This window comes from Bacteroides sp. CAG:633 (assembly GCF_000435115.1).
GTDB classification, from domain to species: domain Bacteria; phylum Bacteroidota; class Bacteroidia; order Bacteroidales; family Bacteroidaceae; genus Bacteroides; species Bacteroides ndongoniae.
In genome coordinates, this window is the sequence record NZ_FR883100.1 from 1,045 (window position 1) to 21,732 (window position 20,688).

Annotated in this window: 16 protein-coding genes and 1 pseudogene; 13 read left to right on the plus strand and 4 right to left on the minus strand. The window is 50.8% G+C overall.

Annotation, left to right across the window (positions count from 1 at the left end; translation table 11 throughout):
- Positions 1-115: 115 nt before the first annotated feature.
- From QVP67_RS15725 to rodA, 8 genes and pseudogenes are all read left to right on the plus strand, one after another.
- Positions 116-361, plus strand: a pseudogene (locus QVP67_RS15725) (ABC transporter ATP-binding protein); the annotation flags it as partial.
- Between the two features lie 48 nt (positions 362-409).
- Complete coding sequence (locus tag QVP67_RS10405; protein WP_022163502.1) at positions 410-2,446, plus strand: M13 family metallopeptidase; 2,037 nt, start codon at positions 410-412, stop codon at positions 2,444-2,446.
- Between the two features lie 831 nt (positions 2,447-3,277).
- Entirely contained in the window at positions 3,278-4,804 is a 1,527-nt protein-coding gene (gene purH / locus QVP67_RS10410) for a bifunctional phosphoribosylaminoimidazolecarboxamide formyltransferase/IMP cyclohydrolase (RefSeq protein WP_022163504.1), read from the plus strand.
- A gap of 140 nt (positions 4,805-4,944) precedes the next feature.
- Positions 4,945-5,967 (plus strand): rod shape-determining protein, encoded by a 1,023-nt coding sequence (locus tag QVP67_RS10415; RefSeq protein ID WP_022163505.1) that lies wholly within the window; start codon positions 4,945-4,947, stop codon positions 5,965-5,967.
- An 88-nt stretch (positions 5,968-6,055) separates the two neighbouring features.
- The gene (gene mreC / locus QVP67_RS10420) at positions 6,056-6,898 is read left to right on the plus strand and encodes a rod shape-determining protein MreC (protein WP_022163506.1); all 843 of its coding nucleotides are present in this window, start codon (positions 6,056-6,058) and stop codon (positions 6,896-6,898) included.
- Between the two features lie 7 nt (positions 6,899-6,905).
- Positions 6,906-7,409: a rod shape-determining protein MreD gene (mreD, locus tag QVP67_RS10425; RefSeq protein ID WP_022163507.1), complete on the plus strand. Its 504-nt coding sequence runs from the start codon at positions 6,906-6,908 to the stop codon at positions 7,407-7,409.
- 55 nt (positions 7,410-7,464) lie between these two features.
- Positions 7,465-9,330, plus strand: a complete 1,866-nt coding sequence (gene mrdA, locus QVP67_RS10430; RefSeq protein WP_022163508.1) for a penicillin-binding protein 2 — start codon at positions 7,465-7,467, stop codon at positions 9,328-9,330.
- A gap of 161 nt (positions 9,331-9,491) precedes the next feature.
- Positions 9,492-10,952: a rod shape-determining protein RodA gene (gene rodA, locus QVP67_RS10435; protein ID WP_288180117.1), complete on the plus strand. Its 1,461-nt coding sequence runs from the start codon at positions 9,492-9,494 to the stop codon at positions 10,950-10,952.
- Here rodA and QVP67_RS10440 read toward each other — a convergent pair.
- The 4 genes from QVP67_RS10440 to metF all read right to left on the minus strand — a co-directional run bounded on the left by QVP67_RS10440 (position 10,906) and on the right by metF (position 15,270).
- The gene (locus tag QVP67_RS10440; protein ID WP_022163510.1) at positions 10,906-11,433 is read right to left on the minus strand and encodes a gliding motility lipoprotein GldH; all 528 of its coding nucleotides are present in this window, start codon (positions 11,431-11,433) and stop codon (positions 10,906-10,908) included. The genes rodA and QVP67_RS10440 overlap by 47 nt on opposite strands.
- Complete coding sequence (gene ricT / locus QVP67_RS10445; protein WP_022163511.1) at positions 11,411-13,027, minus strand: PSP1 domain-containing protein; 1,617 nt, start codon at positions 13,025-13,027, stop codon at positions 11,411-11,413. Before ricT ends, QVP67_RS10440 begins: the two co-directional genes overlap by 23 nt.
- Positions 13,028-13,083: 56 nt before the next feature.
- Entirely contained in the window at positions 13,084-14,250 is a 1,167-nt protein-coding gene (holB, locus tag QVP67_RS10450; RefSeq protein WP_022163512.1) for a DNA polymerase III subunit delta', read from the minus strand.
- Between the two features lie 66 nt (positions 14,251-14,316).
- Positions 14,317-15,270 carry a methylenetetrahydrofolate reductase [NAD(P)H] gene (gene metF / locus QVP67_RS10455; RefSeq protein ID WP_022163513.1) on the minus strand — a complete coding sequence of 318 codons (954 nt, stop codon included), beginning with the start codon at positions 15,268-15,270 and terminating at the stop codon, positions 14,317-14,319.
- 587 nt (positions 15,271-15,857) lie between these two features.
- Here metF and QVP67_RS10460 point away from each other — a divergent pair.
- From QVP67_RS10460 to metA, 5 genes are all read left to right on the plus strand, one after another.
- On the plus strand, positions 15,858-16,358 hold the full coding sequence (locus QVP67_RS10460; protein ID WP_113740838.1) for a hypothetical protein: 501 nt from the start codon (positions 15,858-15,860) through the stop codon (positions 16,356-16,358).
- A 23-nt stretch (positions 16,359-16,381) separates the two neighbouring features.
- Positions 16,382-17,029: an outer membrane beta-barrel protein gene (locus QVP67_RS10465; protein ID WP_022163515.1), complete on the plus strand. Its 648-nt coding sequence runs from the start codon at positions 16,382-16,384 to the stop codon at positions 17,027-17,029.
- Between the two features lie 103 nt (positions 17,030-17,132).
- Positions 17,133-17,852, plus strand: coding sequence for a hypothetical protein (locus QVP67_RS10470; protein ID WP_022163516.1), 720 nt, complete (start codon positions 17,133-17,135; stop codon positions 17,850-17,852).
- Positions 17,853-18,193: 341 nt separating this feature from the next.
- Positions 18,194-19,513: an L-fucose:H+ symporter permease gene (fucP, locus tag QVP67_RS10475; RefSeq protein ID WP_022163517.1), complete on the plus strand. Its 1,320-nt coding sequence runs from the start codon at positions 18,194-18,196 to the stop codon at positions 19,511-19,513.
- 108 nt (positions 19,514-19,621) lie between these two features.
- The gene (metA, locus tag QVP67_RS10480; protein ID WP_022163518.1) at positions 19,622-20,539 is read left to right on the plus strand and encodes a homoserine O-acetyltransferase MetA; all 918 of its coding nucleotides are present in this window, start codon (positions 19,622-19,624) and stop codon (positions 20,537-20,539) included.
- Positions 20,540-20,688 lie beyond the last annotated feature (149 nt).

A 20,688-nucleotide genomic window follows, 5' to 3' on the forward strand; every position in this document is an offset into this window, starting at 1 on the left:
CCCCTCTCCCAAGGAGAGGGGAGGAAGGTTGGATTCCCTCTTTGTTTCCAATAATCAAAAGAATACCTCCACTACTCCCCTCTCCTCGGGAGAGGGGCAGGGGGTGAGGCTCTGGCAGGAACAGAAGGAACTCAACAAACGCCTGAAGAAGCTGGAGCGTCGCGTGGCCGATTGCGAAGCCGAAATCGAACAGACCGAAAGCGCCATCGCCATTCTTGAGGAGAAAATGGCTACTCCCGAAGGAGCCTCGGACATGTCGCTCTACGAGCAGCACCGCAAGCTGAAGGAACAGCTCGACCACGTAATGGACGAGTGGGAGACAGCATCGACAGAGCTGGAGGAAGCCCAAAAGGGAGCCTGATGGCCGCCGGGTGAAGAACGGAAAACAACTTTATAAAACAGTATAACAATGAACATGAAACATTTTCTTCCCGTTGCAGCGATATGCCTGCTGGCAACATCGTGCAACACGGGCAAGCAGACGGCCGAACAGACAGCCGGCATTCAGCTTGCCAATCTGGATACCACGGCTCTGCCGGGTACCGACTTCTATCAGTATGCCTGCGGTGGCTGGATGAAAAACAATCCGCTGACCGACGAATATTCGCAGTATGGTTCGTTCACTGTGCTGGCCGAGAACAACCGCAAGCAGATTCAGGGTCTTATCGAAGAACTGGCTGCTTCGCAACACGAAGCCGGCAGCGTGGCACAGAAGGTAGGCGACCTGTACAAGATTGCCATGGACAGCGTGAAGCTGAATCAGGACGGTGTTGCCCCCATTCAGGCCGAACTGAAGGAAATCGGTGCGCTGCAGAGCAAGGAACAGCTTTATCCGCTGCTGGCACAGCTCTATAAGAAAGGCATCGCAGCCTATCTGGCCCTCTACGTGGCAGCCGACGAAATGAACAGCAACATGAACGCTGTACAGATAGCCCAGTACGGACTGAGCATGGGCGACCGTGACTACTATCTGCTGGACGATGAGGCTACTACTAAAATTCGTGAGGCTTTCAAAGTGCATGTAAAGAAGATGTTCGGTCTGGCCGGATACAGCGACGCCGACGCCGAACGTGCCGTGAAGGTAGTGATGGACGTAGAAACCCGTTTGGCACAGGCTTTCCGCTCGCGTGTCGATCTGCGCGACCCTCATGCCAATTATAACAAGATGTCGATGGAAGACATCAAGAAGCAGTACTCCACCTTTGACTGGGATGCTTATCTGAAAGGACTTGACCTGAACGATGTGAAGGAAATCATCATCGGTCAGCCCGCTTCGCTGGAGGCTTCGGTGAAGATTCTGGACACACTGCCCCTGGCTGACCAAAGCCTGTACTTGCAGTGGAAACTGATTGATGCCGCTGCTTCTTACCTGAACGATGCTATGAAGGAGCAGAACTTCGACTTCTACAGTCGTACGATGTCGGGTACCCAAGAGATGCAACCCCGTTGGAAGACAGCTGTCGGCGTAGTAAGCTCTACACTGGGCGAGGCTGTCGGACAGATGTATGTCGAGAAGTACTTCCCCGCCGCTGCCAAAGAGCGTATGGTGACCCTCGTGAAGAACCTGCAGGAAGCACTGGGACAACGCATCCAGAACCTTTCGTGGATGGGCGATTCGACCAAGGTGAAAGCCCTGGAGAAACTGGCTACCTTCCACGTGAAGATAGGTTACCCCGACAAATGGAAAGACTACAGCTCGCTCGAAATCAAGAACGACTCGTACTGGGCAAACATCGAACGTGCCAACCTGTGGGGACACGCCGAGATGGTGGCCAAGGCAGGCAAGCCCGTCGACAAGGACGAATGGCTGATGACGCCGCAGACCGTGAACGCTTACTACAATCCGACGACGAACGAAATCTGTTTCCCCGCTGCCATCCTGCAGCCGCCTTTCTTCGATATGAATGCGGATGACGCCTTCAACTACGGTGCCATCGGTGTGGTTATCGGACATGAGATGACGCACGGATTCGATGATCAGGGTCGTCAGTACGACAAGGATGGTAACCTGAAAGACTGGTGGACCGAAGAAGATGCCAAGAAGTTCGAGGAACGTGCCAACGTGATGGTAGCCTTCTTCGACAGCATCGAAGTGGCTCCGGGCGTACACGCCAACGGCCGCATGACACTGGGCGAGAACATTGCCGACCACGGTGGTTTGCAGGTAGCTTTCCAGGCCTTCAAGAACGCTACTGCCGCTGCTCCGCTGGCAGTAAAAGACGGCTTCACACCCGAACAGCGCTTCTTCCTGGCTTATGCTGGTGTATGGGCCAACAACATCCGTCCGGAATATGTGCTGCAACTGACCAAGATTGACGTACACTCGCTGGGCGAATGGCGTGTGAACGGCGCACTGCCGCACATCGGTGCCTGGTACGATGCCTTTGGTGTGACCGAGAAAGACCCGATGTTCGTGCCGCAGGCCGAGCGCGTCTCCATCTGGTAACAGGACGATGATATAACCCTATATATGAGAGGGGAGGATTCTTCTTCGCAGACTGTCTGCGGCGAGGAATTCTCCCTTTTTTGTGCCCGTCAGTGAGTGCAGGGAAGGAATGAGAGAGATTCTGACAATGTGCTTGCCAGATAATGTGTTCTGCTTTCAAATTGTCGGGAAAGGGTTTTTTGAATTGATAGACCTGTTTTCCGAAAGTAGGCTGAAAATGTGAAAAGTGGGCGGAATAGGTGCTGAATCTGCATGAATATGCGTTGGATATGCGGGCTTTATACGTTTTTTGTCCCCAAAATGCTTGTCCGGTGTGCGTTCCGTGCTTGTTCGGAACGGGAGCAACGCTTGTGTGGCTTGCGAACTATGCTTGTGCGGCTCGTCAGCAACGCTTGTTGTGCTCGTCAGAATGGCTTTTGGGCCGCGGAAATAAGGCTTTTTGGGGAACCGGAGGGGAGGTGTTTTTCTCTTTCAGATGTAAGGATTTCGATATCGTGCTAAGAGGCAGCGGAATGCGGATTTTTGCTTCCGAAATTCTGGGACGGCGGGCTGTCGGACGGAATTTCGCGATTCTCGCGGCGTTGGCGGAGCAAAGTGTCACATTGTCAAGTACGGTGCGTGGCGCCATTCCCGGTAGCGAATCTGCCTTCTGGGCTGTGCGGACGGAGGTATTCGTATACGTCTGGCAGAAACAGGCGGACGCACGGGGGCTTGTCATTAAAAAGTATAATTTTTGCGATTAATTGCCTGTGTATGCGTCTCCTTACGAACAAAATTTGTAACTTTGCGGCATTATAGATTTAATTTGCGCGTAATTTAAATAACTGAATCATGTCCGAAACAAAAAGAATCAAAACAGCTTTGGTATCTGTATACCATAAGGAAGGTTTGGATGAGATTATCACCAAACTGCATGAAGAAGGTGTAGAGTTCCTTTCGACAGGCGGAACTCGTCAGTTTATCGAATCTCTGGGTTATCCCTGCAAGGCAGTGGAAGACCTTACCACATATCCCTCTATCTTGGGCGGTCGTGTGAAGACATTGCATCCGAAAGTATTCGGAGGTATCCTGTGCCGTCGCGGACTGGAGCAAGACATGCAACAAATTGAAAAATATGAAATTCCCGAAATAGACCTCGTCATCGTCGACCTGTATCCGTTTGAAGCTACTGTGGCCAGCGGTGCCGACGAACCGGCCATTATCGAGAAGATCGACATAGGCGGCATCTCACTGATCCGTGCGGCTGCCAAGAACTACAACGATGTGGTTATCATCGCTTCGCAGGCACAGTACCAGCCCTTCCGCGATATGCTGATGGAGCACGGTGCTACTACTTCGCTCGAAGAACGCCGCTGGTTTGCGAAAGAAGCCTTCGCCGTTTCTTCGCACTATGACTCGGCTATCTTCAATTACTTCGACGGCGAAGAAGGCAGTGCTTTCCGCTGCTCGGCCGGTAATCAGAAGACTCTGCGCTACGGCGAAAATCCGCATCAGAAAGGCTACTTCTACGGCAATCTGGATGCAATGTTCGACCAGATACATGGTAAGGAAATCTCCTACAACAATCTGCTCGACATCAATGCTGCCGTTGACCTGATTGATGAGTTTGGCAACGATATCACTTTCGCTATCCTGAAGCACAACAACGCCTGCGGTCTGGCTACACGTCCGACTTTGCTCGAAGCTTGGAAAGATGCCCTGGCTGGTGACCCTGTATCGGCTTTCGGCGGAGTGCTCATCACCAATGCCGTTGTCGACAAGGAGACAGCCGAGGAAATCAACAAAATCTTCTTCGAAGTCATCATCGCTCCCGATTATGACGTGGATGCCCTCGAAATACTGGGTCAGAAGAAGAACCGCATCATCCTGGTACGCAAGCCTGCCGAATTGCCTAAGAAACAGTTCCGCTCGCTGCTGAACGGTGTGCTGGTACAGGATCGCGACCTGAAGATCGAAACTCCTGCCGACCTGAAAGTGGTGACCGAAAAGGCTCCTACTGCCGAGGAAATCGAAGACATGCTGTTTGCCAACAAGATTGTGAAGAACAGCAAGTCCAACGCTATCGTGTTGGCTAAGGGCAAACAGCTGTTGGCAAGCGGTGTAGGACAGACCAGCCGCGTAGATGCTCTGAAACAGGCCATCGAGAAGGCCAAGAGCTTTGGCTTCGACCTGCACGGTGCCGTGATGGCCAGCGATGCTTTCTTCCCCTTCCCCGACTGCGTCGAGATAGCCGGCAACGAAGGCGTTACAGCCGTTATCCAGCCGGGCGGAAGCATCAAGGACCAGCTGAGCTTTGACTACTGCAACGAACACGGAATCGCTATGGTGACTACCGGATTCCGTCACTTCAAGCACTAATCGATAATGAAGAACGAAGAGTGAAGAATGAAGAATTTCCATGCGGCGCGTAGTTGCCTACCTGAATTCTTCATTCTCCATTCTTCATTCTTCGTTTAAATAGATTCTTCATTCTTCATTTATAATTCTTAATTTATAAGATGGGATTTTTCTCTTTTACACAAGAAATAGCGATGGACCTCGGCACAGCCAACACCATCATTACCGCTGGTGGTAAGATTGTGGTGGACGAACCTTCGGTAGTGGCCTTGGACCGTCGTACAGACAAGATGATAGCCGTGGGCGAGAAGGCAAAGCTGATGCACGAGAAGACCCACGAGAACATACGCACCATCCGTCCGCTGCGCGACGGCGTGATTGCCGACTTCTATGCCTGCGAGCAGATGATTCGCGGACTTATCAAGATGGTGAACAACCGTAACCGTCTGTTCTCGCCTTCGCTCCGCATGGTGATCGGTGTTCCTTCGGGCAGTACCGAAGTCGAGCTCCGTGCCGTACGCGACTCGGCCGAACACGCCGGCGGACGTGACGTCTACCTCATATTCGAACCCATGGCAGCAGCCATCGGTATCGGTATCGACGTGGAAGCTCCCGAAGGAAACATGATTGTTGATATAGGTGGTGGCTCTACCGAGATTGCTGTCATTTCGCTCGGCGGTATCGTATCGAACAACTCTATCCGCATTGCCGGCGACGACCTGACAGCCGACATTCAGGAATACATGAGCCGTCAGCACAACGTCAAGGTCAGCGAACGTATGGCCGAACGTATCAAGATACACGTAGGTGCCGCCCTTACCGAACTGGGTGAAGACGCTCCCGAGGACTATATTGTACACGGACCGAACCGCATTACAGCTCTGCCTATGGAAGTGCCTGTCTGCTATCAGGAAGTGGCACACTGTCTGGAGAAGTCTATCTCGAAGATCGAGACAGCCATTCTGAGCGCGCTTGAGAATACTCCTCCCGAACTTTACGCCGACATTGTGCACAACGGTATTTACCTGGCTGGTGGTGGTGCCTTGCTTCGCGGACTCGACAAGCGTCTGACGGACAAGATCAACATCCCCTTCCACATTGCCGAAGACCCCTTGCATGCCGTAGCCAAGGGAACGGGCGTGGCGTTGAAGAACGTTGACCGCTTCTCGTTCCTGATGCGGTGATTTGTAAATGAATTAGTGAATGGATATTTGATAACACATCTGTCGGTTATCAACTATCCATTATCCATTGTTAATTAGTATAGAACTCGTGCGGAATCTACTGAACTTCCTTCTTAAATACAATTACTGGTTCCTCTTTCTGTTGTTGGAGGTAGCCAGTTTTGTTTTATTGTTCCGCTTCAATCACTACCAGCAGAGTGTGTTCTTTACCTCGGCTAACGAAGTGGCGGGACGCGTCTACGAGATATCCGGAGGCATCAGCTCTTACTTCCACCTCAAGTCGGTGAACGAAGACTTGCTCGACCGCAACCTGCTGCTTGAACAGCGTGTGGCACAGCTCGAAAAGATGCTGCGCGACAAGGGAGCCGACTCGGCGCGCCTCTACAGTCTGGACCACATGGAGGCAGGCGATTACCGCATCTTCAAGGCAAACGTTATCAAGAATACGCTGAACCGTGCCGACAACTACATCACCCTCGATCAGGGTGCATCGGCAGGTATACGGCCCGACATGGGAGTGGTCGATGCAAACGGGGTAGTCGGCATTGTCTACAAAACCTCGCCTCATTATTCGCTCGTTATTCCGTTGCTGAACAGCAAGTCGAGCATCAGTTGCAAGATTGTGGGCAGTGAATACTTCGGTTACCTGAAGTGGGAAGGTGGTGACTCACGCTTTGCCTATCTGAAAGACTTGCCCCGCCATGCCGAGTTCAACCTAGGTGATACGGTGGTGACAAGCGGCTATTCGGCTGTGTTTCCGGCCGGTGTCATGGTGGGTACGGTGGACGATATGTCCGACTCGCACGACGGGCTTTCGTACCTGTTGAAGATAAAACTGGCTACAGACTTCGGTAAGGTGAGCGACGTACGCGTCATAGCCCGTAACGGTCAGGAAGAACAAAACAATTTGGAGGTAGAAGAAACGAATTAATACACCATTGGTACACAATTATCTGCATAAAATAGGATGGTTCGTCGGCTTGCTGTTGTTGCAGGTGCTGATATTGAACAATATGCATATCGTCGGATATGCCACTCCCTTTCTGTACGTCTATCTGATACTGAAGTTCGAGTCGGAGACTTCGCGCAACGCGCTGATGCTGTGGGCTTTCTTTTTGGGCCTTGCCATCGACGTCTTTTCCGACACGCCGGGTATGAATGCTGCGGCAACGGTTTTTCTGGCCTTTTTGCGTCCGGTACTGTTGCGTCTGTTCACACCGCGCGATACGGTCGAAAGTTTTGTACCGGCTGTCCGCACCATGGGTATTTCGCCTTTTCTGAAGTATCTTTCGTTCAGTGTGCTGGTCCATCATGCCGTGCTGCTCTCCATCGAATTCTTTTCGTTTGCCCATTTGGGCACGCTGTTGCTGCGCATCCTGTCGAGCAGTGTGCTTACAGTGGCGTGTGTCATGGCGGTCGAAGGTATACGGAAAAAGCGGTAGTAGTCCGTTGGCCTGATCGTACATTTACTCAATTATCTATTTACCCATTCGTTCAATGAAGGACTATCAGTTAGAGAAACGGAAGTTTGTAATCGGCTTGGCGGCAGTGATTATTGTATTCATTTATATCCTGCGCCTCTTCGACCTGCAAATCATGACAGATGATTACAAGAAGAATGCCGACAGCAACGCTTTCCTGAATAAAATACAGTATCCTTCGCGCGGAGCCATCTATGACCGTAACGGTAAGTTGCTTGTATTCAACCAACCTGCTTACGACATTACCTTCGTACCCCGCGAAGTGACACAACTCGATACGGCCGACTTCTGCCGTGCCCTGAACATCACGCGCGAACAGTTCGACAAGCGCATGAAGGATGTGAAAAACCGGTGGATGAATCCCGGATATTCGAAATACACCCATCAGACTTTTATGACACAGCTTTCGTCCGAGGAATGTGGTGTGTTTCAGGAGAAATTGTTCAAGTTCCCCGGTTTCTACATACAGCGTCGTACCATCCGGCAATACACCTACAACTCTGCCGGACACGTGCTGGGCGATATCGGTGAAGTATCCAAACGCGACATCGAGAAGGACGATTATTACATTCGCGGCGACTACATCGGTAAGCAGGGAATAGAACGTTCTTACGAGACTTACTTGCGCGGCGAAAAAGGCGTGGAAGTGTTGCTTCGCGATGCCCACGGCCGCATTCAGGGGCATTACATGGACGGTCAGCTCGACCGCCCTTCCATTCCTGGCAAGAACCTTACGCTGGGCATTGATATCGACTTGCAGATGCTGGGCGAACGACTGTTGCAACATAAGATTGGTGCCATCGTAGCCATCGAACCCTCTACGGGCGAGATTCTCTGTATGGTATCGTCGCCCTCGTTCGATCCACATATACTGATTGGCCGTCAGCGCGGAAAGAATCATCGCCTTCTTCAGCTCGACAAGCGGAAGCCTTTGCTGAACCGTGCCATTATGGGAGCCTATCCGCCTGGATCGACATTCAAGACGACACAGGGACTCACTTTCCTTCAGGAAGGCATCATACACGAAGAAACAACGTTGTACCCCTGTTCTCACGGTTTCAGCTACGGTAGTTTGCATGTAGGTTGCCACGGACACGCTTCGCCGCTTTCACTGGTGCCGGCCATTGCTACTTCGTGTAACTCGTACTTCTGCTGGGGCTTGTTTCGCATGATAGGCGACCGCAAGTATGGTTCACCCCAAAAGGCTTTGACTGTCTGGAAGGACTACATGGTTTCGCAGGGCTTCGGTTACAAACTTGGCACAGACTTGCCGGGCGAGATACGTGGTTTCATCCCCAACGCCAGTACGTACGACAAAGTTTACCGCGGCTCGTGGAATGGACTTACCATTATCAGTATCGCCATCGGGCAGGGTGAAATTCTGGCTACACCTTTGCAGATTGCCAATCTGGGAGCTACGATTGCCAACCGTGGTTACTTCATAACGCCCCATGTGGTGAAGGAAATACAGGACAACGAACTGGACAGTTTGTATCGCACCCGCCGCTATACGAGTATCGACCGCAAGTATTACGAAGATATTGTAGAAGGTATGCGGGCAGCCGTTACGGGTAGTACGGGCAGTGCTACCTGTCGTATGGTCGGAACCATTTTGCCGGGTGTAGAAGCTTGCGGAAAGACGGGAACGGCGCAGAACCGCGGAAAAGACCACTCCGTCTTTATGGGCTTTGCACCGATGGACAATCCGAAGATAGCCATAGCCGTGTATGTAGAGAACGGTGGCTTTGGGGCTACGTTTGGTGTGCCGATTGGTGCAATGATGATGGACCAGTATCTGCATGGCAAGCTGTCGCCCGAGAACGAGAAACTGGCAGAAGATTTCAGTAATCGGGTTATCTATTACGGCGACGAAGAACGGTAGGAGAAGTTAAGCCTCACCCCCGGCCCCTCTCCCAAGGAGAGGGGAGAGAGGAGCGGGAGTAAATCTGGCTGGGGAATATTTGTCTCTGCTCTCAAAGGCATAGGTGCAACTTAAAAACTAAAAAGAACTTAGAAACTCAAGATTTGACTATGATAGAGAATTTGGCAACAAGGAGGGACAGCATCTGGAAGTCGCTTGACTGGGCGACGATTATCGTCTATCTGCTGCTGATTGTATGCGGTTGGTTCAGCGTGTGCGGGGCAAGCTACGATTACGGCGACCGCGATTTTCTGGATTTCTCGACCCGTGCAGGCAAGCAGTTCGTCTGGATTATCTGTTCGTTCGGACTTGGGTTTGTGCTGCTGATGCTGGACGATACGCTGTACGACATGTTTGCTTACCTTATATATATAGGCCTGATGTTGCTGCTTATCGTCACTATTTTCATTGCGCCCGATACGAAAGGGTCGCGTTCATGGCTCATATTGGGGCCTGTCAGCCTGCAGCCGGCGGAGTTTGCCAAGTTTGCTACGGCTCTGGTACTTGCCAAGTACATGAGTACCTATTCGTTTACACTCCGGAACTGGAAGAAAGTGCTGATGGTGGCTTTCCTGATACTTTTTCCAATGATGCTTATTATTCTGCAGCGCGAGACGGGTTCGGCACTGGTTTACCTGGCTTTTTTCCTGATGCTCTATCGCGAGGGAATGCCTGGAGTAGTGCTGTTTTCGGGTATCTGTGCTGTCCTTTATTTTGTAGTGGGCATTCGCTTTGCCGAAGAATGCATAGCCGACACGCCGACACCGATCGGCGAGTTTGCTGTGTTGCAGATGGTGTTGCTGTTTGCTGCGGGGATGGTGTGGGTGTACGAGAAACGTTGGGTACCGGTACGCAATATGCTCATTGGCTCGGTAGGAGGAGTGCTGCTGGCATTCATCGTGTCGGAGTATATCGTTCCTTTCAACCTGGTATGGGCGCAGTGGGGGCTTTGTGCGCTTGCCGTGGGCTATCTGTTTTATCTTTTTCTGAGTGAGCGTCGCTGGTCCTATCTGCTGATAGGGTTGTTTGCTATGGGCTCCATTGGCTTTCTGTATTCCAGCGATTATTTCTTCAACAAGGTGTTGGAACCCCACCAACAGGTGCGTATCAAGGTGGTACTGGGCATGGAGGAAGACTTGGCCGGTGCAGGATACAACGTCAATCAGTCGAAGATTGCCATCGGTTCGGGTGGTCTGACGGGTAAAGGATTCCTGAACGGCACACAGACGAAGTTGAAATACGTGCCCGAGCAGGATACCGACTTCATCTTCTGTACAGTAGGTGAGGAAGAGGGCTTCGTTGGCTCTGTTTTTGTACTACTACTGTTTTTGATACTGATATTGCGTCTTATTGCGCTGGCCGAGCGTCAGCAATCACCCTTCGGGCGGGTATATGGCTATTCGGTGCTGAGTATATTTCTGTTCCACCTCTTTATCAACATCGGTATGGTGCTGGGACTGACGCCTGTAATCGGCATTCCTTTGCCGTTCTTCAGCTATGGTGGCTCGTCGTTGTGGGGTTTTACGATTCTGCTGTTTATTTTTCTGCGGATTGATGCGGGTAGGAACCGCCGGCTTGTCTGACAAGGCGGATGCCGATGTCGTTGATGCCTGGCAGTGTTTCGTTGGGCAGGGTATGGATCAGTTTGAGGCGATAGGTACCAGCACTGTCGATGCGGATGGTACCTGCCGGAAAGCGTGTCTGATACAGTCCGCCCCAGCCTTCGCCTTTCCAGTGCCCTTGTCGGTCGGCCAGAATGTAGTGCAGGCTGTCGGTTGTCGTCTGGCTGATGCCCGGACCGCAGTAGCACAGCCCTAATCCGATGTCCTGATACGGGTAACGATTGGTGTTCCTGATTTCGATGTCGAGCCTGTAGTTCGTTTGCGAGTCGGGCACAGTGACGTCGAACACAACCGTGTCCTGCTTGCTCCAGCCTTCGCTGGGCAAGGAGTGGAAGTTATGATATACAGCCTGCTTGTCGCATGCGCATAGGGCACATACGGCAAGCAGTTGTAACAGATTCCGGCCGAATGCCGTCGGATTAGTTTTGCGACGGCTGTTCATTGTTGCTTTGAGTTGGTTTGGCTTCCTGCCGTGGCTTGGGCTCCTGCTGGGGTTTTGCTTCCTGGCGGGGCTTGTCGCCTTGTTGTTTTCTTTCGCCTTGCTGGTTCTTCTCCTTCGGCTGGTTCTTTCGGGGCTGCTGTTGCGGACGTTCGCTGCCAGCGGGTTGCTTTTCAGTTTTGGGAGCTTTTTCGCCTTGAGGGACATTGCCCTGCTGCGGCTGCGAAGCGGCTTCCTGCTGTTGTTTAGGGCGGTTATTGCGTCCGTTTTTACGCTTGTTTTCACCCGATTGACGTTTGTTGTTCTCGCCGGCTTCACCGTTGTTTGGCTGCTTGGCCGGTTGTTTGGCGGCTACTGCTTCGGCCTGCTCGGCGTTCTGCGGGCGTGCCGGCTGTTGCTTGGCAGGTGCGGCAGCCTGTTGGGCATTGTCGGGCTGACGGTTGGCATTGCCTTTTTTCTTCTTCTTGCGCGAGTTTCCGCCGCCGTTGTTCTCGGCGACTTCTTTCGTCTCGTTTCCGTTGTTGTTCTTGCCCTTACGGCTGCGGTCGAAGCGGGTCAGGCTTTCCTGCTCGAGCAGGTCGGTGGCTTTCTTGTTTTCGCTTCGGGCGGCTTCTTCGTGCAGGCTGTCGGGCTTGATGCCTCGCTTGTTCATACCAATCACTTCGAAGGCACGGCGGCTGCTGATGGTTACTAAGTTGGCCGGGATGCTCTTGTCGGTGGAGTAGGTTATCTGATTGCTCAGAATGTCGGCCTTGAAGAAGTAGAAGACGCCGTCCTTGGTTTCGAGTTGGATTTCCTTCGAGGGCAGGCGCTTCTGGGCTTCTACGTAGCAGTCCACTTCGTAGTTCAGACAGCACTTCAGCTTGGCACACTGTCCGGCCAGCTTCTGCGGGTTGAGGGAGATGTCCTGGTAGCGTGCGGCGCTGGTCGATACGGAGACAAAGGTTGTCATCCAGGTGGCGCAACACAGCTCGCGGCCGCAGGGACCGATGCCGCCTATACGTCCGGCTTCCTGTCGGGCTCCGATTTGCTTCATCTCGATGCGTACGCGGAATACTTCGGCCAGGACTTTGATGAGCTGGCGGAAGTCAACACGTTCGTCGGCTATGTAGTAGAAGATGGCTTTGTTGCCGTCGCCCTGGTATTCGACGTCGCCTATCTTCATCTCCAGCTTCAGGTCGAGGGCTATCTGGCGGGCACGGATCATGGTGCTGTGCTCGCGGCTCTTGGCTTCGTTGTACTTCTCCATGTCCACGGGCTTTGCCTTGCGGTAGATGCGCTTGATGTCGGCTTCGGACTTGAGGTTGGCTTTGCGCATCTGCAGGGGCACGAGGCGTCCGGTCAGGGTTACGACGCCGATGTCGTGGCCGGGAGTGGCCTCTACGGCTACGATGTCGCCCTTTTCGAGGGGAATTTTATTGCTGTTGCGGTAGTAACCTTTGCGGGTGTTCTTGAACTGCACTTCTACGTACTCGCTTTCTTCGGCATTGCCGGGAATGTCGGCCAGCCAGTCGTAGGTGTTCAGCTGCTTGTCTTGTCTGCCGCAGCTTTTGCAGCAGAGGTTTCCGCTTCCGTTATGTAGTTTGAATTCATTCATATCGTTTGGTTGAATATAATGTTAGTTTTCAGGTTCTCAAGTGTGCGGGGTGTTGCTTATCCCGTTTTCAGCAGAACGATCATCTTCAGTGCGAAGTCGAAAAAGACCATGCGCGGGTTGACGTTCTGTTCGATGTGTATCTGCGCTTCGGTCAGTTCGTGAACGATGCCCATGACGTTGCGCTCGTTGACGAAGGGGGCGAAGCGTGTCGAGAAGTTCTCTTCCTGCAGGGTCATGTAGTTCATGTCCGGGCGGTGGAAGTTGTAGATGAAGTTCTCGCGTATCATGCGCTGGCAGTAGTCCAGAAAACTTTTCTGGCGTTCGCGGCCGATGGAGGCGAGTTGCTCGCTCCATTGCTTCATCTCGCGTATCTTGCGCTGGTAGGACAGCCGCATCAGGCTGACGAACCAGTTGAAAAAAAGTTCGTTCTCTTCATTCAGTTGGATGGCTTCGAGCGCCTTGATGAAATCGCCACCGGCCAGGTGGGCTATCTTTTCGCTGTCGACGGGTTGCACGCCGTACTTGCTTTGCAGGGCAGCGGCAATGTCGGCCTCGCTGATGCGGGGAATGTTGATGCGCTGCGTGCGGCTTTGTATGGTGGGCAGTATCATGTCCGGTGTTTCGGTGATGAGCAGGAAGACGGTGCGTGCGGGCGGCTCCTCGAACAGCTTGAGCAGCTTGTTGGCACAGGCTTCGTTCATCTTTTCGGCCATCCAGACGATGGTTACCTTGTAGCCTCCCTCGCTCGACTTCAGGCTGAGCTTGCGGATGATTTCCTCGCTCTCCTGTGTGAAAATCTGCGCCTGCTTGTTTTCGGCATCCATGTCGTCCAGCCAGTGGCTGAGGTAGAAGTAGGGATTGGCGATGAGCTGCTGCCTCCATTGGGGCAGAAAGTCGTTGCAGACGGATACTTTGGGACTCTTGGCCTTGTTGACGATGGGAAAGATGAAGTGGACGTCGGGGTGTACCAGTTTTTCCCACTTCACGCACGAAGGGCAGGTGCCGCAGGCATCGGTGGCGGTGCGGTTGGGGCAGCACAGGTAGCGTGCATAGGCCAGGGCGAGGGGCAGTTTGCCGCTACCCACGGGGCCGCAGAAGAGCTGTGCGTGAGCGATGCGTCCTTCCTGCACTTCCTGTATCAGGCGTCGTTTTACCTGCTCTTGTCCGATGATGTCGTTGAAACTGAACACGTTATTTAAATCCTTTTTTAGTGAATGAGGCATGTCATTTCAGCTCCTTTTATGGGTGGATTCCAAATTCTTCATTCCTCATTCTTCGTTCTTCCTTTATTAATAAATCTGTCTGGCTACTTCACGGATGCTGTCGGCTGCTCCTATCGAGTAGAAGTGCAGGCTGGGCACTCCGTGGTCGATGAGCTCGCGGCATTGCTTGACGCACCACTCGATGCCCACGTGGCGTGCCTCGTCGTCGTTGGTGCATTTCAGCAGTTCGTGGGTCAGCTCTTCGGGCAGGTCTACCTTGAAGGTCTTGGGTATCATGCTGAGCTGCGACAGCTTCTTGAAGGGCTTGATGCCGGGGATGATGGGAATGGTGATTCCCTCCTGGCGGGCACGCTCTACGAAACTGAAGTACTTGCGATTGTCGTAGAAAAGTTGGGTGACGGCATATTCGGCGCCGGTCTCCATCTTCTTTTTCAGCCAGTACAGGTCGGTCTCCTGATTGGGGGCTTCTTCGTGCTTCTCGGGGTAGCAGGCTACGCCGTACGAGAAAGGCGTACGGGTGATTTTCATCTCCGACCCGTCGACGAAGATACCTTTGTTGAAGTTGTTGATCTGCTGTTGCAGTTCGACGGCGTGGGCGTGTCCGCCCGGTTCGGGCACGAAGACAGACTCGTGCTTAGCCTTGTCGCCGCGCAGCACCAGCAGGTCGGTGATGCCGAGGAATTGCAGGTCGAGCAGTTGATACTCCGTGTCTTCCTGCGTGAATCCGCTGCACAAGATGTGGGGCACAACGGTGATGTTGTACTTGTTCTGTATGGCGGCAGCTACGGCCACGGTGCCCGGGCGGCGGCGCAAGCGGTTGCGCTGAAACAGTCCGTTGCCCAGCTCTTTGTAGACGTATTCGCTGCGGTGGGTGGTGATGTTGATGTATTTGGGGTCGAATTCACGCAGCAAGTCGATGGTCTCGTACAGTTTCTCGATGCCCGTGCCTTTCAATGGCGGCAGTATCTCGAACGAGAAGGCGGTCTTCTGCGTGCTGTTTATCAGGTCGATTACTTTCATCTTCTTTTCTTCTATTTCCTTTTGTCTGGTAACAGACTTGTACATTGGGAACAAAAATACGAAAAAGAAACGAGAAAACCATACGACTTCCCTACTTCTTGCTTTCGAGGCTTCCGGCAGGCATGTTTGCAGGGCGTTTGAGCCACACAAGTGTTGCTCGCGAGCCGTACAAGTGTCTCTCGCGAGCCGTGCAAGTGTCCCACAAATGCCATGCAAGTGCTGCTGAAAAGCGGTTCGTCTGGGGTGGAAAAAGAGGCAAAATACTGCTGCGGTAGAAATAATATTGTAAAATTTTGCCGAGCCGGTTTTTCTGTTTAGTTCAAAATAAGTCCGGATAGTGTCGCGTTTTGACTGTTTAGTTCGGATTTCGGATTTTTCAACGCGTTTTGCTCCCCTTTCAGGGGCGAAAAAAAAAGGTTTCGAATTGCTAATTTTTTGGAAATTAGTCTATCTTTGCAAGGTCTAGATTTCTCTGCTAAATGGTTTAATGGCAGTGAAAATAGACGTTTTGTGTATGCGAATAGCATTTTTTGGCAGCATTGTTCCGTTATGGAATTTTAGAGGAGAGTTAGTTATTTCAAATATAAATAATTATGAAGAAGATTATTCTATTGTTCGCCATTCTGCTGGCTTGCGTATTCGAGTCGTATGCGCAGAAAACAGTATTTAAATTTCGTGATGCACAAGCACGTGCCGGTAATGCAGAAACTGAGGTTATTGTAAAGCCTACCGTAGTGGATGTAGAAATACAGAAAGAGAACGGTAAATCTAAAAAGATCGTAGATACTTGGGTATTGAGCAAAGAAGAAGTAGAAATAGGAATGGAAGGAAAGCTGGATAATATCCGTGCGTGGGGCACTTATCTTTCCGTTCAGAAACATCAGTGCGATGTTATTATGGGTGCTACGTTCAAGGTAGAAGATGATGAAGCATCTAAAGGATACACGGTAACTGTTGTTGGCTATCCGGGAGTGTTTACCAACTGGCATCCTGCTACTAAGGAAGATTTTGAATGGATACAGATTCAAAAGTCTACAGGAGGTAATGAGGAAAGCAAGAAAGCTCCCATCGTAAAGAACAGAAATTAATACGAACTTAAAAACATATTACAATGAAAAAGTTATTATCTATTATTGCTGCATTGTTAATTTGCATGGGCACTCAAGCTCAAATAGTTTCATCTCGTAGCTCAATTGTAAGAACCGAAAAACAATCAAGTAACACACAGTGGTTTGTACGTGGTGGTATGAATCTTATGAATTTGAGTGGCGATGCTGCAGAAGATCTGAAATCTAAGATGGGGTATAATGTAATGCTCGGCTTTACTAAAAATCTGGGGGCTCAAGGCGCTTATTGGGGAATGGACTTTGGTTTGACTTCCAGAGGATTTAAAGTAGAGGGTGAAGGCGATGACATTAAAAGCATTGCTCATGCAGTTCAAGTTTCTCCTTTCACATTTGGCTGGGAATTTGATGTGACTGATGCGATTTCTATTGATCCCCATATCGGTGCGTTCGTATCTTGCGACTATACAAGTAAGATGAAGGGTGATGGCGAAGACATCAGCTGGTCTGATTTCGCTGATTACAGTGGAGTAGATTACAACCGTTTTGATGCAGGTCTTAACTTGGGTGTAGGAGTATGGTACGATCGCTTCAACCTTGACTTCAGTTACCAACGTGGATTTATTGATGTATTTACCGATCTGGATGGTGTAAAATCAAGCAACTTCATGATTCGTTTGGGTGTAGCTTTCTAATGCAATATTAAACTCTAAATCATAACATTCAGCGTTCACACCTGCGTATGTCGGAATTGTTTTGAAGCATACGCAGGGTGAATGCTTTTTTTTATTTAAGGCAATGATTAAAAGACATTTTCTTATAATTATATGTTTACTTGCAGGATTTGTTTCTGCATCGGGACAAACATTCAGCGAACTAAAAACACAGTACCCTGTCAGTGCGGATGGCAAGAACTATGTCGTAAGTGGATTTATACCTTTCAGTGACATGTCGGATGAGACTATTTTTGCCAACACTTTATTATGGACCATAAATAATGTGTGTCCGGAGTTTAGAAAGGGCATACATGAACTGAATATAACGGCTAAAAGCTTTTATTGCGACTGGGTGTTGGGCTCAAATGCCGATTCCCAACAAAAGAATGTATATTACTGCAAGGCCAAATTTCAAGTAAAAGAAGGAAAATTGATCTATTTCCTTTCTGACATTCTTATCGAATCATCAGTTTTAATGATGAAACGCCAGACACCTATGGAAAAATTAAAGCCTGAGAAGAAGGAATCGCATAAGGAAATAGTGGACGACTTTGTTCTGTCAGAATCGCAAGTCTTGAATAAACTTTTTGATTTCATAACTACCAATAAACTGAGTGCCATTACTCATTGGGATGATATTGCTATCAGCCGTCCCGTGAAGGGAATGACCGAAGAAGAATGTCTTATGGCTTTTGGAAAGCCTCGTTCTGTTCAAGAGAATAATGGTGAGGTTCAATGGATGTATTCAGGTTCGTTCTATCTGTTTTTCCGTAACGGTAAGGTAGAAACAATTGTACGATAACTAAACGGATATTCAATCAAGAAGAATATATGTTTGTATTCTTTTTGATATACTGTGTGAAAGAAATGCCGGAGGAACATACTCGTTGTTTCCCGGCATTTTGCTGTCCGGATGTGGGCTGGGAGTGTCGCCGATCCCGCATCTTTGCTTCATGTGTTGTAAAACACTTCTTCGGATGTTGCTTTTCTGCGCGAAAATGCAGTTCTTTGCATCAGTATAGTTCAGCACAGATGAATCGTGGAATTCGCTGCCGGAAAACAGTCGGAAACCTCGATGAACACGATGTGGAAACAGCTATGTATCTTTAGCAGAAATAATGAAGTAACAACAATCTAAGAACCATGAACAAGAACAGTAATCAAACAAAAGAGTCTATTCTCAGCAAAGACGGAGTCAGTTATCTCATTCCCTTTATACTTGTAACTTCCTGTTTTGCCCTGTGGGGTTTTGCCAACGACATTACCAATCCTATGGTGAAAGCTTTTTCCAAGATATTCCGGATGAGTGTCACCGACGGAGCACTGGTGCAGGTAGCCTTCTATGGCGGATATTTTGCCATGGCCTTTCCGGCTGCCATGTTTATACGGCGGTTTACTTACAAGGCCGGCGTACTGCTGGGACTCGGACTGTATGCCTTGGGCGCGTTTCTGTTCTTTCCCGCCAAACTGACGGGCGATTATTATCCTTTCCTGATAGCCTACTTCATCATGACCTGTGGACTTTCGTTCCTCGAAACGAGTTGTAATCCGTATATCCTGTCAATGGGTACTGAGCGGACGGCCACACGCCGTCTGAATCTGGCGCAGGCTTTCAATCCGATGGGGTCACTGTTAGGTATGTTTGTGGCAATGAATTTCATTCAGAACCGTCTGAATCCGATGGATACCGTCGAGCGAAGCCAACTGACGCAGGCCGAGTTTGAGCAAGTGCGCGATTCCGACCTGGCAATACTTATCGCTCCTTATTTGGTGATTGGGGTCATCATTCTGATTATGCTGTTGGTGATACGCGCGGTGCGCATGCCGCATAACGGCGACCAGTCTCATTCCATCGATTTCCTGCCCACTCTGAAACGCATTTTCTCCATCCGTCATTATCGCGAGGGCGTGGTGGCACAGTTCTTCTATGTTGGTGCACAAATCATGTGCTGGACGTTTATCATCCAGTACGGTACACATCTTTTCATGTCGCAGGGCATGGAAGAGCAGGCAGCCGAGGTGCTTTCGCAAAAGTACAACATTGTGGCTATGGTGATATTCTGCATCAGCCGTTTCATTTGTACCTTTATGCTGAAGTATCTCAATCCGGGCACGCTGCTGAAGGTGCTTGCGCTGGTAGCTTGTGTACTGACTCTTGGAGTCATGTTCCTGTATAACATCTTTGGCTTGTATTGCCTAGTGGGCGTATCGGCCTGTATGTCACTGATGTTCCCCACTATTTACGGTATAGCCCTGAACGGCTTGGGCGACGATGCCAAGTTCGGTGCCGCCGGACTGATTATGGCCATTCTGGGAGGTTCGGTACTGCCGCCGGTACAGGCTGCTATCATCGACTGCAAGGTGCTGATGGGTATGCCTGCTGTCAACCTGTCGTTTGTGCTGCCGCTGGTGTGCTTTGTGGTGATTGTAATTTACGGCCACCGCGTAAGGCGCATCCGTTAGAAGGCCGGGTGCGGGCGGGGCATGGCCTGTTCTTAAAAAGCAAGGGTAAAATTCGTTCCCTTTCGGGGAAAAACGCTACCTTTGCCGATTAAAGAAAATCAATACGTTATGCCATTAAATTTACCCGATAAGCTGCCTGCCATCGAGTTGCTGAAGGAGGAGAACATCTTCGTCATCGATACCTCCCGTGCAACCCAGCAGGACATCCGCCCGCTGCGCATCGTCATTCTGAACCTGATGCCGCTGAAAATAACTACCGAAACGGACTTGGTGCGCCTTCTTTCGAACACCCCGTTGCAGGTGGAGATACAGTTCATGAAAATAAAGAGCCACACCTCGAAGAACACCCCTATCGAGCACATGAAGGCGTTCTATAACGACTTCGAAAAAATGCGTGCCGAGAAGTTCGACGGTATGATTATCACCGGTGCGCCGGTCGAGCAAATGGACTTCGAGGAAGTGACTTACTGGGACGAGATTACCGACATTTTCGACTGGGCACGCACGCATGTCACTTCGACTTTGTATATCTGCTGGGCCGCGCAGGCCGGACTTTATCACCACTATGGCGTGCCCAAATATCCGTTGGACAAGAAGATGTTCGGCATCTTTGCCCATCGGCCGCTGCAACCGCTCCATCCCATCTTCCGCGGATTCGATGATATGTTCTACGTGCCCCACAGCCGCCATACCGAAGTCCGCAAGGAAGACATTCTGAAGGTGCCCGAGCTGACACTGCTCTCCGAATCGGAGGATGCCGGTGTACACCTGGTGATGGCACGCGGAGGCCGTGAGTTCTTCGTTACCGGACATTCCGAATATTCCCCGCTGACCCTGGATACCGAATATCGCCGCGACCTGTCCAAAGGCCTGCCCATAGAGATGCCCCGCAATTACTATGTGGACGATGATCCTGAAAAAGGTGTCCGCGTGCGTTGGCGTGCTCATGCCAATCTGCTGTTCTCCAACTGGCTGAATTACTTTGTATATCAGGAAACTCCGTATAACATCAACGAAATAGAATGATCAGACAACGGAAAATCGAACTGCTGGCTCCCGCCAAGAATCTGGAATGCGGGATAGAAGCCGTAAATCACGGGGCGGACGCTGTCTATATCGGCGCGCCCAAGTTCGGTGCGAGGGCTGCTGCCGTCAACTCGCTGGAAGACATTGCG

Bases quoted from the DNA above. Each gene is read 5' to 3' on its own strand.
- purH (WP_022163504.1), top strand. From the start codon at position 3,278: ATGTCCGAAACAAAAAGAATCAAAACAGCTTTGGTATCTGTATACCAT.
- metA (WP_022163518.1), top strand. From the start codon at position 19,622: ATGCCATTAAATTTACCCGATAAGCTGCCTGCCATCGAGTTGCTGAAG.
- fucP (WP_022163517.1), top strand. From the start codon at position 18,194: ATGAACAAGAACAGTAATCAAACAAAAGAGTCTATTCTCAGCAAAGAC.
- QVP67_RS10465 (WP_022163515.1), top strand. From the start codon at position 16,382: ATGAAAAAGTTATTATCTATTATTGCTGCATTGTTAATTTGCATGGGC.
- QVP67_RS10470 (WP_022163516.1), top strand. From the start codon at position 17,133: ATGATTAAAAGACATTTTCTTATAATTATATGTTTACTTGCAGGATTT.
- mrdA (WP_022163508.1), top strand. From the start codon at position 7,465: ATGAAGGACTATCAGTTAGAGAAACGGAAGTTTGTAATCGGCTTGGCG.
- QVP67_RS10415 (WP_022163505.1), top strand. From the start codon at position 4,945: ATGGGATTTTTCTCTTTTACACAAGAAATAGCGATGGACCTCGGCACA.
- QVP67_RS10440 (WP_022163510.1), bottom strand. From the start codon at position 11,433: ATGAACAGCCGTCGCAAAACTAATCCGACGGCATTCGGCCGGAATCTG.
- holB (WP_022163512.1), bottom strand. From the start codon at position 14,250: ATGCCTCATTCACTAAAAAAGGATTTAAATAACGTGTTCAGTTTCAAC.
- metF (WP_022163513.1), bottom strand. From the start codon at position 15,270: ATGAAAGTAATCGACCTGATAAACAGCACGCAGAAGACCGCCTTCTCG.
- QVP67_RS10405 (WP_022163502.1), top strand. From the start codon at position 410: ATGAACATGAAACATTTTCTTCCCGTTGCAGCGATATGCCTGCTGGCA.
- ricT (WP_022163511.1), bottom strand. From the start codon at position 13,027: ATGAATGAATTCAAACTACATAACGGAAGCGGAAACCTCTGCTGCAAA.